The sequence below is a fragment of the Streptomyces sp. NPDC051677 genome, assembly GCF_044453465.1.
In the GTDB taxonomy this organism is placed as follows: domain Bacteria; phylum Actinomycetota; class Actinomycetes; order Streptomycetales; family Streptomycetaceae; genus Streptomyces.
The window spans coordinates 17,448-28,983 of record NZ_JBITCT010000016.1; the positions used below are offsets into that span (position 1 = coordinate 17,448).

The 11,536-nt window shown below is 70.9% G+C and carries 8 protein-coding genes and 1 pseudogene; 4 read left to right on the forward strand and 5 right to left on the reverse strand.

Annotation, left to right across the window (positions count from 1 at the left end; genetic code table 11):
* Positions 1-5 precede the first annotated feature (5 nt).
* The gene (locus ACIBAF_RS20340) at positions 6-2,519 is read right to left on the reverse strand and encodes a DEAD/DEAH box helicase (RefSeq protein WP_399464609.1); all 2,514 of its coding nucleotides are present in this window, start codon (positions 2,517-2,519) and stop codon (positions 6-8) included.
* A gap of 145 nt (positions 2,520-2,664) precedes the next feature.
* Here ACIBAF_RS20340 and ACIBAF_RS20345 point away from each other — a divergent pair, with 145 nt between their 5' ends.
* Positions 2,665-3,459 (forward strand): metal-dependent hydrolase, encoded by a 795-nt coding sequence (locus ACIBAF_RS20345; RefSeq protein WP_399464610.1) that lies wholly within the window; start codon positions 2,665-2,667, stop codon positions 3,457-3,459.
* Between the two features lie 71 nt (positions 3,460-3,530).
* Here the strand turns inward: ACIBAF_RS20345 and ACIBAF_RS20350 are convergent, their stop codons facing one another.
* The 4 genes from ACIBAF_RS20350 to ACIBAF_RS20365 form a co-directional block, all read right to left on the reverse strand.
* Entirely contained in the window at positions 3,531-3,788 is a 258-nt protein-coding gene (locus tag ACIBAF_RS20350) for a type B 50S ribosomal protein L31 (RefSeq protein WP_399464611.1), read from the reverse strand.
* 63 nt (positions 3,789-3,851) lie between these two features.
* The gene (locus tag ACIBAF_RS20355; protein WP_399464612.1) at positions 3,852-4,322 is read right to left on the reverse strand and encodes a DUF5709 domain-containing protein; all 471 of its coding nucleotides are present in this window, start codon (positions 4,320-4,322) and stop codon (positions 3,852-3,854) included.
* A gap of 402 nt (positions 4,323-4,724) precedes the next feature.
* Entirely contained in the window at positions 4,725-6,506 is a 1,782-nt protein-coding gene (locus tag ACIBAF_RS20360; RefSeq protein ID WP_399464613.1) for an ABC transporter ATP-binding protein, read from the reverse strand.
* Positions 6,503-8,320 (reverse strand): ABC transporter transmembrane domain-containing protein, encoded by a 1,818-nt coding sequence (locus ACIBAF_RS20365; RefSeq protein WP_399464614.1) that lies wholly within the window; start codon positions 8,318-8,320, stop codon positions 6,503-6,505. The genes ACIBAF_RS20360 and ACIBAF_RS20365 overlap by 4 nt, the downstream gene beginning before the upstream one ends.
* A gap of 365 nt (positions 8,321-8,685) precedes the next feature.
* Between ACIBAF_RS20365 and ACIBAF_RS20370 the strand changes: the two genes are divergently transcribed.
* The 3 genes and pseudogenes from ACIBAF_RS20370 to ACIBAF_RS20380 all read left to right on the forward strand — a co-directional run bounded on the left by ACIBAF_RS20370 (position 8,686) and on the right by ACIBAF_RS20380 (position 11,431).
* Positions 8,686-9,318: a L,D-transpeptidase family protein gene (locus tag ACIBAF_RS20370; protein ID WP_399464615.1), complete on the forward strand. Its 633-nt coding sequence runs from the start codon at positions 8,686-8,688 to the stop codon at positions 9,316-9,318.
* A gap of 62 nt (positions 9,319-9,380) precedes the next feature.
* Positions 9,381-9,539 (forward strand): annotated as a pseudogene (locus ACIBAF_RS20375) (IS982 family transposase); the annotation flags it as partial.
* 269 nt (positions 9,540-9,808) lie between these two features.
* Complete coding sequence (locus tag ACIBAF_RS20380) at positions 9,809-11,431, forward strand: peptide-N4-asparagine amidase (protein ID WP_399464616.1); 1,623 nt, start codon at positions 9,809-9,811, stop codon at positions 11,429-11,431.
* The last annotated feature ends 105 nt before the right edge of the window (positions 11,432-11,536 follow it).

The following is an 11,536-nucleotide window of genomic DNA, read 5'->3' on the forward strand; positions in this document are numbered from 1 at the left end:
TGCGCTCACAACTGGCCGACGGAGGTGACGCGGACGACAGCCCGGCCCTCGGCGTCCGAGGCCGTGAGGTCGACCTCGGCACTGATGCCCCAGTCGTGATCGTCGTTCGGGTCGTCGAAGATCTGGCGGACACGCCACAGGGCGTTCTGCGGCTCCTCCTGGATGACGAGCAGCTTGGGCCCCCGGGCGTCCGGACCGGTGCCGAGGTCGTCGTACTCGTCCCAGTACTTGTCCATCGCCTCGCCCCAAGCGTCGGCGTCCCAGCCCGACTCGCCGTCCAGCTCGCCCAGCTCGCCGACGTGGTCGAGAGCGGCGAGCTCGACGCGACGGAACATCGCGTTGCGCACCAGGACCCGGAAGGCGCGGGCGTTGGCGGTGACCGGCTTCACCTCGTCGGCCTTCTCCTGGGCCTCCTCGGCGGTCATCTCCTCCGGGTTGGCGAGCTGCTCCCACTCGTCCAGCAGGCTCGAGTCGACCTGGCGCACCATCTCGCCCAACCACTCGACCAGGTCCTGCAGATCCTCGGACTTGAGGTCGTCGGGGACGGTGTGGTCGAGGGCCTTGTAGGCGCTGGCCAGGTAGCGCAGCACGATGCCCTCGGTGCGGGCCAGCTCGTAGTGGGACACCAGCTCGGTGAAGGACATCGCCCGCTCGTACATGTCGCGGATGACGGACTTCGGCGACAACGGGTGGTCGCCGACCCACGGGTGGCTCTTGCGGTAGGTGTTGTACGCGTGGAAGAGCAGCTCCTCCAGAGGCTTCGGGTACGAGATGTCCTGGAGGCGCTCCATGCGCTCCTCGTACTCGACGCCGTCCGCCTTCATCGCGGCGACTGCCTCACCGCGTGCCTTGTTCTGCTGAGCGGCGAGGATCTGGCGCGGGTCGTCCAACGTGGACTCCACGACGGAGACCATGTCGAGCGCGTAGGAAGGCGACTCCGGGTCGAGCAGTTCGAACGCGGCCAGCGCGAAGGTGGACAGCGGCTGGTTCAGCGCGAAGTCCTGTTGCAGGTCCACGGTGAGGCGGACGATGCGGCCGGTGGCGTCGGGTTCGTCGAGCTTCTCGACGATTCCGCCGTCCAGCAGCGAGCGGTAGATCGCGATCGCGCGCCGGATGTGCCGCAGCTGCTGCTTGCGCGGCTCGTGGTTGTCCTCCAGCAGGTGCCGCATCGCCTCGAAGGCGTTGCCGGGCCGGGCGATCACCGACAGCAGCATCGTGTGCGTCACGCGGAAGCGGGACGCCAGCGGCTCCGGGTCCGACTCGATGAGCTTGTCGAAGGTGTTCTCCGTCCAGCCCACGAAGCCCTCCGGCGCCTTCTTGCGCACCACCTTGCGGCGCTTCTTCGGGTCGTCACCGGCCTTGGAAAGGGCCTTCTCGTTCTCGATGACATGCTCGGGCGCCTGGGCGACCACGTAGCCCGCCGTGTCGAAGCCGGCCCGCCCGGCCCGGCCCGCGATCTGGTGGAACTCGCGGGCCCGCAGAGTACGCACCCGGTTGCCGTCGTACTTGGTCAGCGCCGTGAACAGCACGGTGCGGATGGGCACGTTGACGCCTACACCCAGCGTGTCCGTACCGCAGATCACCTTCAGCAGACCGGCCTGGGCGAGCTTCTCCACCAGGCGTCGGTACTTGGGCAGCATGCCGGCGTGGTGGACGCCGATGCCGTGTCGTACGTAGCGCGAGAGGTTGCTGCCGAACTTCGTGGTGAAGCGGAAGTTGCCGATCAGGGCGGCGATCTGCTCCTTCTCCTCCCGCGAGCACATGTTGATGCTCATCAGCGCCTGCGCCCGCTCCACCGCCTGCGCCTGGGTGAAGTGCACGATGTAGACGGGCGCCTGCCTCGTCGCCAGCAGATCGGTGAGCGTCTCCGTCATCGGCGTGTACTGGTACTCGTAGGACAGCGGTACAGGCCGTGTCGCCGAGCGGACCACCGCCGTGGGGCGACCGGTGCGCCGAGTGAGGTCCTTCTCGAAGAACGACACGTCGCCGAGCGTCGCCGACATGAGGACGAACTGCGCCTGCGGCAGTTCCAGGATGGGGATCTGCCACGCCCAGCCGCGGTCGCCCTCCGCGTAGAAGTGGAACTCGTCCATGACGACCTGGCCGACGTCGGCGTCCTTGCCGTCGCGCAGCGCGATCGACGCGAGCACCTCAGCGGTGCAGCAGATGACCGGGGCGTCGGAGTTCACGGACGCGTCGCCGGTGAGCATGCCGACGTTCTCCGTGCCGAAGATCTTGCACAGTTCGAAGAACTTCTCCGACACCAGCGCCTTGATCGGGGCCGTGTAGAAGGTGACCTCGTCGCGGGCGAGGGCCGCGAAGTGCGCGGCCGCCGCGATCATGCTCTTGCCGGATCCGGTGGGCGTCGACACGATCACGTTCGCCCCGGAGACCACCTCGATCAACGCCTCCTCCTGATGGGGGTAGAGCGTCAGACCGCGCTCCTGCGCCCAGGACTCGAAGGCTTCGTACAGGGCGTCGGGATCTGCGGTCGGTGGCAGCTGATCGATGAGGGTCACGACCCCATCTTGCCTGCCCTCGCCCTTGATGGGGGAATCGGCTGTCGGCCCGAAGATCACGGCCGCTACGCTGTGTCGCCGACGGAGCGTCATCGCACCCGGTCAACTGGACAGCGGCACACGAGGAATAGGGCGGGCAACGGCCATGATGGGACCAGCACACTCACTGTCGGGCGCCGCAGCCTGGCTCGGCGTCGGTGCGGCCGCCGCTGCGGCCGGGCACACGATGCCCTGGCCGGTCCTGCTCGTCGGTGCGCTGATCTGCGCCGGCGCCGCACTCGCCCCGGACCTCGATCACAAGGCCGCCACCATCTCCCGTGCCTTCGGTCCCGTCTCGCGCTGGCTGTGCGAGATCGTCGACAAGCTCTCCTACGCCGTCTACAAGGCCACGAAGAAGCAGGGCGACCCGCGCCGCTCCGGAGGGCACCGCACCCTCACCCACACCTGGCTGTGGGCGGTCATGATCGGTGCCGGCGCCTCGGCGCTGGCGATCACCGGTGGCCGCTGGGCGGTGCTGGCGATCCTCTTCGTGCACATGGTGCTGGCGATCGAGGGCCTGTTGTGGCGGGCGGCCCGGGGGTCGAGCAGCGACGTGCTGGTGTGGCTGCTCGCCGCGACCAGTGCGTGGATCCTCGCCGGTGTGCTGGACAAGCCGGGCAACGGCTCGGACTGGCTGTTCACGGATCCGGGCCAGGGGTACCTGTGGCTGGGGCTGCCGATCGTGCTGGGCGCCCTGGTGCACGACATCGGGGACGCGCTGACCGTCTCCGGATGCCCGGTTCTGTGGCCCATCCCGATCGGGCGCAAACGCTGGTATCCGATCGGCCCGCCCAAGGTGATGCGGTTCCGCGCGGGCAGCTGGGTCGAGCTGAAGGTGCTGATGCCCGTGTTCATGCTGCTCGGAGGAGTGGGCGGGGCTGCCGCCCTCAACTACATCTGACGCGCGACGCGACGGATGCGGTGGGCCGTCGCGCCAGGGGCTGTGAGGGTGGGGGCGGTGGCAGCGGCGGTTCAGGTCATTGCCCCGCCGTCGCCGTAACGCCGCTCGAAGCGGGCGACGCGGCCCTCCGTGTCCACGGTGCGTGCCTTGCCGGTGTAGAAGGGGTGGCTCTCCGAGGAGATCTCCACGTCCACGACCGGGTAGGTCTTGCCGTCGTCCCACTCGATGGTCCGGTCGCTGGTCGCGGTGGACCGGGTCAGGAAGGCGTAACCGGCCGTGCGGTCGCGGAAGACGACCGGGTGGTAGTCGGGCTGCTTGTCCTGCTGCATGCGTGCTCCTCGTGCGGTGGCGGTGGTGACGGACCGGGGACGGCCGGGCCGGCAGCGGGCGGGTCAACCGGACAGGGTGTCCTCGTCGACGATGTGCATCGCGGCCTCCTCGGCGGAGGCGGCCGCGCCGTCGATGCCCACGTCCGTCGCGATCAGTGCGCTCTCCTCGTCCTCGTGGACGCCCTCGTCCGGCGCCACGAGCCGACCGGAGCGGGCGTTGCCGACCTCGTTGTCGAGGAGTTCCCCGTCGGTGCCGTCACAGTCGCCGAGGCCGTCGCCGTCGGGCGCATCGAGGTCCGGCAGCTCCTCAGCGAGCCGCTGGTCCAGTGTCTCCCCCTGTTGACGCTCCGCGGCGGTCACACCGGTGTGCTCCACGGCCCAGGGGCGGTCCGGAGGGGACCAGCCGCGGTCGAGGGGGTCTCCGACCCCGTCGTTGTCCAGCGTGTCCTCCACGTCGAGCAGCCCCGCGTCCTCCTGGATGTCGGACGCGTCGGGCTGGTAGACGTCGTCTCCCCATCCGTCGGCGCTGTTCACGGGTACCTCCAGGGGGTGACGGGCCCGTACTCTCCGCGGTCGGCGATGGGATACCGCCGGACGGAGCACCGGCCGGGGGAGGCGCGTTTCGGACGGTTTCCGGGCGCCTCCCGCGCGGGTGCCGCTATCCAGCGTTCCACCCCGCTTCGGGAGCGCGCAACGCCAAAGGTCACACGGTCGTGGGAGCGCGTCGCCCGGGCCGGCGCGGCGCGCTCGCGACGTGGAGACGCCCGCACTGTCCCGCGGGTCGCCGACACGGGTGTCTGCTCCGCTCCCGGCCCGTGCACCACTGCTCACGGCGGCTCTGCCGAGAACGCCGGCACCGGTACCGGCACCGGTCATGGCCGCCGTACAGAGGGGCCTGGCTCCGACGCTGCCCTGCGGCGTCGGGCACTTCCCTTCTCACCCGTGCCACGACCGCCACAGTGCCGCGTACGCTCCGTCCGCCTCGACCAGCTCGGCATGGCTGCCCAGCTCGCTGATGCGGCCGTTCTCGACGACGGCGATGACGTCGGCGTCGTGGGCGGTGTGCAGCCGGTGGGCGATGGCGACGACGGTGCGCCCGTCCAGGACGCGGGCGAGGGACCGCTCCAGATGGCGGGCGGCCCGCGGGTCGAGCAGCGAGGTCGCCTCGTCCAGGACCAGCGTGTGCGGGTCGGCCAGCACCAGGCGGGCCAGTGCGATCTGCTGGGCCTGTGCCGGGGTGAGCGCGACACCGCCGGAGCCGACCTCGGTGTCGAGGCCGTCGTCCAGCGCCCGTGCCCAGCCGTCCGCGTCGACCGCGCCCAGGGCCGCCCACAGCTCGGCGTCCTCGGCTCCCGTCCGGGCGAGCCGGAGGTTGTCGCGCAGGGAGCCCACGAAGACGTGGTGCTCCTGGTTGACGAGCGCCACGTGGGAGCGGACCCGTTCGGCGGTCATCTGCGACAGCTCGGCGCCCCCGAGGGTGATCCGGCCGTCGCGCGGCGCGTAGATCCCGGCGAGCAGCCGCCCCAGCGTGGATTTGCCCGCACCCGAGGGGCCGACCAGGGCGAGCCGGGTCCCGGGGGAGACCTCCAGGGACACCTTGCGCAGTACGTCGACGCCCTCGCGGTAGCCGAAGTGAACCCCGTCGGCGAGGACGTCGCGGCCGTCGGGCGCCAGCCCGGAGTCCCCGCCGTCCGGCTCGATGTCGCGCACCCCGACGAGGCGGGCCAGCGACACCTGGGCCACCTGCAGCTCGTCGTACCAGCGCAGGATGAGGTTCACCGGATCGACGAGCATCTGCGCCAGCAGTGCGCCCGTCGTCAGCTGGCCGACCCCGATCCAGCCCTGCAGGACGAACACCCCGCCGAGCATGAGGACCGAGCCGAGCACCGTGACGTGCACGAGGTTGATCACCGGGAACAGCACCGATCGCAGCCACAGCGTGTAGCGCTCCCAGGCGGTCCACTGCTGGATGCGCTGCTCCGAGATCGCGATGCGGCGGTCGCCCAGGCGATGGGCCTCGACGGTGCGGCCGGCGTCCACGGTCTCGGCGAGGGCGGCCGCCACGGCGGCGTAGCCTGCGGCCTCCGAGCGGTAGCCGGCCGCCGCCCGCTTGAAGTACCAGCGGCACCCGACGACCAGCAGGGGCACCGCGACCAGCACGGCAGGGGCCAGCGGCGGCGCCGTGACCACGAGCCCGCCGAGCAGCAGCAGGGCCCACATCACGCCGATCGTCAGCTGGGGCACGGCCTCCCGCATCGCGTTGGCCAGCCGGTCGATGTCCGTCGTGATGCGGGACAGCAGGTCGCCCGTTCCGGCCCGCTCCAGTACGCCCGGCGGCAGTCGGACCGACCGTACGAGGAAGTCCTCGCGCAGGTCGGCCAGCATCCGCTCACCGAGCATCGCGCCGCGCAGCCGCACCTGCCGTACGAAGGCGGCCTGGACGACCAGGGCGAGCACGAACAGCGAGGCGGTGAGCCCGAGATGGAGCTCGCGCGCCTGGTCCGAGAGCCGCTCCACGAGATCGCCGAGCAGCCAAGGACCCACCATCGAGGCGACCGTGGCGACTGTGTTGACGAGGAGGAGGAGCAGGAAGGCGCGGCGGTGCCGGCGCAGGAGTTCGGCCACGTAGGCGCGTACGGTCGCGGGGGCGCCGACGGGCAGGGTGTTCGCCGTCGTCGGTGCCGCCGGGTCGTACGCGGGCGGCGCCACGCCGATCATGCGGTCTCCTCGATCTCTTCGCGTTCGATCTCTTCGAGTTCGTTGTCGTGCAGGTCCTTCAACACGCCGTTCAGGGCGGATTCCTCGTCGGTCTCCCTGGTCACCACGGCCCGGTACCGGAGCTCGGTGCGCAGCAGTTCGCGATGCACTCCGACCGCCACGGCCTCGCCCTCGTGCACGAGCACGACCCGGTCGGCCCGGTCCAGCAGCAGGGGCGACGAGGTGAACACGATCGTCGTACGCCCTGCACGCAGTGCGCGCAGTCCTTCGGCGATCCGTGCCTCGGTGTGCGAGTCGACGGCGGACGTGGGCTCGTCCAGGACGAGGACCTCGGGGTCCGTGTGCAGGGAGCGGGCCAGCGCGAGCCGTTGCCGCTGGCCGCCGGAGAGGGACCGGCCGCGTTCGGTGATGCGGGCGTCCAGCGGATCGTCGGCGTCCAACGAGCCCTGGACGAGCGCCTCGAGGACGTCCCCGCACTGGGCGGCGGCCAGCGCCGCATCCGAGTCGACCGCACCCGAGGCGGGCACGTCGAGCAGGTCGCGCAGCGAACCGGACAGCAGCACCGGGTCCTTGTCCTGGACGAGGACCGCCGTGCGCGCGCAGTCCAGCGGCAGCTCGTCCAGAGGGACGCCGCCGAGCAGTACCGACGGGCCGTCCTCCGGGGGGTGTCCGCCCAGCCGTTCGGCCAGCTGTCCGGCCGCGTCCGGGTCGCCGCACACCACGGCGGTGAGCTGGGCGGCCGGGGCGAGCAGGCCGGTGGCGGGGTCGTACAGGTCGCCCGACGGAGCGTCTGCGGCGCGCGACCCGCTGATGTCGGTGACCCGCTCCAGAGCCAGCACGCCTGCGGCCCGTTTGGCCGACGGACGCGAGAAGGAGTAGGCCATCGCGATCTCCTCGAAGTGCCTGAGGGGATAGGCCAGGACCATGACGGAGCTGTAGACCGTGACCAGTTCGCCGACGGTGATGCGGCCCTCGCGGGCCAGGTGGACGCCGTAGCAGACGACCGCGATCAGCAGCAGACCGGGCAGCAGCACCTGGATGGCGCTGATCAGGGACCACATGCGCGCGCTGCGCACGGCCGCGTGTCGGACCTCCTGAGAGGCGTTGCGGTAGCGGTCGAGGAACAGTTCCTCACCGCCGATCCCGCGCAGCACCCGCAGGCCGGCCACGGTGTCCGAGGCGAGTTCGGTGGCCCGTCCGGCCTTCTCGCGCTGGAAGTCGGCGCGGCGCGTGGCACGTGGCAGCAGGGGCAGCACCGCGAGCGCGAGGACGGGCAGGCCGACGGCGACGACTACGCCGAGGGCCGGCTCATAGACGACCAGGCCGACGCAGACCAGCAGGACTGTGAGGGCCGCGGCGGTGAAGCGGGACACGGCCTCCACGAACCAGCCGATCTTCTCGACGTCACCCGTGGAGACGGCCACCACCTCGCCGGCCGCGACCCGCCGGGTCAGCGCGGAGCCGAGCTGTGAGGCCTTGCGGGCCAGCAGTTGCTGGACCCGGGCGGCGGCGGTGATCCAGTTGGTGACGGCGGCGCGGTGCAGGAAGGTGTCCCCGAGCGCGGTGGCGGCGCCGCACAGCAGCATCAGCCCGCCGGCGAGGGCGAGCCGGGTACCGGAGCGGTCCACGACGGCCTCGACGGCGAGCCCGACGCAGAACGGCTGCGCGGAGACAGCGATGAAGTGCAGCAGCCCCCAGGCCAGGGCCTTGAGCTGGCCGCCCAGCTGATTGCGGCCGAGCCACCACAGGAAGCGGGGGCCCGAGCGTGCGTCCGGCACACCAGGGTCGAGGTACGGAAGGTCTTGGATCTGCATGACGTCCCAGTGGCTCGAGTCAGGGGAGGGGGGAATAGGCGGGGGAGGGGAGGGGGGAGGGGCAGGGGAGTGGACCAGCGGAAGGTCCGCAGAGAGCGGCAACAAGCGGCAGCAAACCGTGCAAGGTTCGCGTTGCAGCGTGGTCAGAATCAACCGGTTTTCCGCTGAGGCGGCAGGATCCGGCAGCCGCCCGACACGGCCTGAATGTCCGCAACATGACGTAAATGGCCGGAAAGTGATGCGAACATGGCCCGGTGCGACATGGCGAGGTGCGGCGCGTCGGAGCCGCGACGGTGACCTGTGGTCTTCTGCTGGCGGTCCTGGCCGCGTGCGGCGGCTCGGGTGGAGAACACAGGCAGGCGGGCATGCCGCGAGCGGGTGCCGAGGGCGGCGGCTCGCTACCGAGCGTGGCAGCGGCGACCAGCGTCCCGGGCGTCGGGGAGCGGTTGCAACGGCAGATCCCCGCTGCGTCGCGCCAGGTGGTGGCGGTGTACGGCGACGGAAGGGACTCCGCGACCTCTACCGTCGTGTTCTACGCCAAACGTGGCGCGGCCTGGGAGCGCGTCCGCACGTGGCCCGCGCACAACGGCAAGAAGGGCTGGACCGCCGAGCACCGTCTCGGCGACAACCGCAGTCCCGTCGGCGTGTTCACGCTCACTGCCGCGGCCGGCGTCCTCGACGACCCGGGAACCCGGCTGCCGTACACGCAGTCCGAGGACTACGCGGCGCCCCAGTGGTGGGACGAGGCGCACTGGCACGACTTCGACTACGTCATCGCCATCGACTACAACCGCGTCAAAGGCGCGCCTCCCGACGATGCGGAGCAGCCCCTGGGCGAGGAGAGAGGCGGCGGGATCTGGCTGCACCTGGACCATGGCAGCGGCACGTCGGCCTGCGTCAGCCTGTCCAGGGCGGCGATGGAGTATCTCCTGCGCACGCTCGACCCGGCTGGGCATCCCGTGGTGGTCATGGGGGACAGGGCCGCACTGAAGAACTAGACGAGCAGTTCCGAATGCGGGGTTCTCAGACGTGGGGAGAGTGTCCGACATCGGATCGTGGCTCCACCCCCGTCGAGTGCGCCCGCTCCCGCGAGACCGTGCGCCGCTCCGACCTCGCCGGCTGGGCGAACTACTGCCGCTCCGACTCCCGTTTCTACTGGGGCCTGAAACTGCACCTGGTGTGTGCTCCCGCCGGCCTGCCTGTCACCTGGGCCCTGGCCGCCAAGGGCTGCATCGCCGCCGAACTCGGCCGCTTCCTCGCCGCCCGCGGCGTCCAACCGGCGGATGCGCCATCGACGGCGTCGGCGTCCGGGTGGCCCCGCGGGTCCTGGCGTTGACCTGCGCGATCCGGCACAACCGCGCCATCGGCGCACGCTTCACCAGGTCGCTGATCGCCTACGGCCACTGAGTCACATCGGAACCACTCGTCCAGCACTTCCGGCGGACGCGTCATTGCGGGGAGGCGGCGACTCGCCGTAGAACACCGGCCATGAGAAGTCGGATCATCATGTCCATGCTCACCGGAGCGATCCTCCTGGCGGGCGCCGTCCTCGGGGGCGGCACGGCGCAGGCCGCCCCATCCACGTCCGCGGCGGTCGAGGTACCCGCCGAATTCGGCACCGACTGGCACGACCCCCTTACCGCCGCCCCGCCCGTGACCAGGCCTGACGCCAAGTCCTGCCAGGTCGCCCTCGCCGAGGCGCAGTTCCGGGACTTCACGCCGTACCGGGGCGCGTACGCCCCGCCGGACGGCTGTGGCGACCGCTGGAGCAAGGTGGTGCTGCGGCTCGACGGCAAGGTCAAGGGGCGACAGTTCGACCGGCTCGGCTATCTGCACGTCGGCGGGGTGGAGATCTTCCGTACGTCGACGCCCGAGCCCTCGCCCGACGGGATCGAGTGGTCCGTCGAGAAGGACGTCACCCGCTACAGCGACACGTTCCGCTCCGCCCAGGACGTCGAGATGCTCATCGGCAACGTCGTCGACGACACCTACACGGGTGTGATCGACGTCAAGGTGACCCTCACCTTCTACGAGGGGAAACCGGCCGCCGTCCCCGACCGGGTCCTCACCCTGGCCGACGGCCCCGACGGTGCGACCCTCACCACGCCGCGCAACAGCGAACGCGTCGTCGCCGAGGTGTACGCCACGGGTTCGGGCGGCGGGTGCGAGGAGTACTGGTACCTGACCGTGCCCGCGGCGGCTCCCTACTCCTGTCATGCCGACGACGGCCCCTACCGGGAGGTGCAGGTCAAGGTCGACGGACAACTGGCGGGAATCGCCGCTCCCTTCCCGACCGTCTGGACCGGCGGCTGGTCCAACCCCTTTCTCTGGTACGTGATCCCGGGCCCCCGCGCCTTCGACGTCAAACCGATCGAATACGATTTGACCCCGTTCGCCGGGGTTCTCAACGACGGCCGCCCGCACCGCGTCGAGGTGTCCGTCGTCGGGGTCCCCGAGGGACAGAGCGGCTGGAGCACGCCGGTCAACGTGCTCGTCTGGCAGGACCCGGGCGAGGCCGTCGTCGGCGGAAAGCTCGTCACGCACGATGCGGGTGAGCTCACCGACTCCAGCGTCTACACGCCCGGCCCGGAGCACCGGCTCGACACCGAGGGCCGGCACCGGCTGACCGTCGCCGGCTATCTCGACACCTCGCACGGACGGGTGCGCACCACCGTCACCCGCACGCTCGCGAACACCTCCGTGCACCGCTGGACCGACGACGAGAGCGTGGACGGCCTCGACGCCACCTGGACGGACGACGAGTCGGTCACCGTCGACGGCCGCGGCCCGGCCCGGGCGACACGCACCGACCGGACGTACACGATGAACGGCGCCACCACCCTCGGCGCGGCCGACCGGCTGCGCACCGTGCTGACCCTCGGCGACCGGGCCGACGCCGTGACCATGCGAAACGGTCGACGCACGGGGTGGTCGCGGCTCGACGACACCTACACGGGCGACGCTGCCTTCACCGTCAACGTGCCCCGCGACCAGCGGCACGCCGTCGGCAGGACGAGCGAGCGCTACCGGCTGTACGGCTCGGACGGCTGTCACGACCGTCGGCTGACCACCGTTCAGGGGGTGCTGACCGAGGATCACAGCGGCTGCTGAGACGCAGTGCGGGCGAACCGTCACTCGTGGCGGGATTTACACGGCTGAAACGCAGCGGTCTTGCGCGCGATCAACGTCACCTTCAAAGTGATCGCAACGGAATCC

Coding starts and splice junctions, on each gene's coding strand:
- ACIBAF_RS20345 (WP_399464610.1), top strand. CDS start 2,665: ATGATGGGACCAGCACACTCACTGTCGGGCGCCGCAGCCTGGCTCGGC.
- ACIBAF_RS20350 (WP_399464611.1), bottom strand. CDS start 3,788: ATGCAGCAGGACAAGCAGCCCGACTACCACCCGGTCGTCTTCCGCGAC.
- ACIBAF_RS20360 (WP_399464613.1), bottom strand. CDS start 6,506: ATGATCGGCGTGGCGCCGCCCGCGTACGACCCGGCGGCACCGACGACG.
- ACIBAF_RS20365 (WP_399464614.1), bottom strand. CDS start 8,320: ATGCAGATCCAAGACCTTCCGTACCTCGACCCTGGTGTGCCGGACGCA.
- ACIBAF_RS20370 (WP_399464615.1), top strand. CDS start 8,686: ATGCCGCGAGCGGGTGCCGAGGGCGGCGGCTCGCTACCGAGCGTGGCA.
- ACIBAF_RS20380 (WP_399464616.1), top strand. CDS start 9,809: ATGAGAAGTCGGATCATCATGTCCATGCTCACCGGAGCGATCCTCCTG.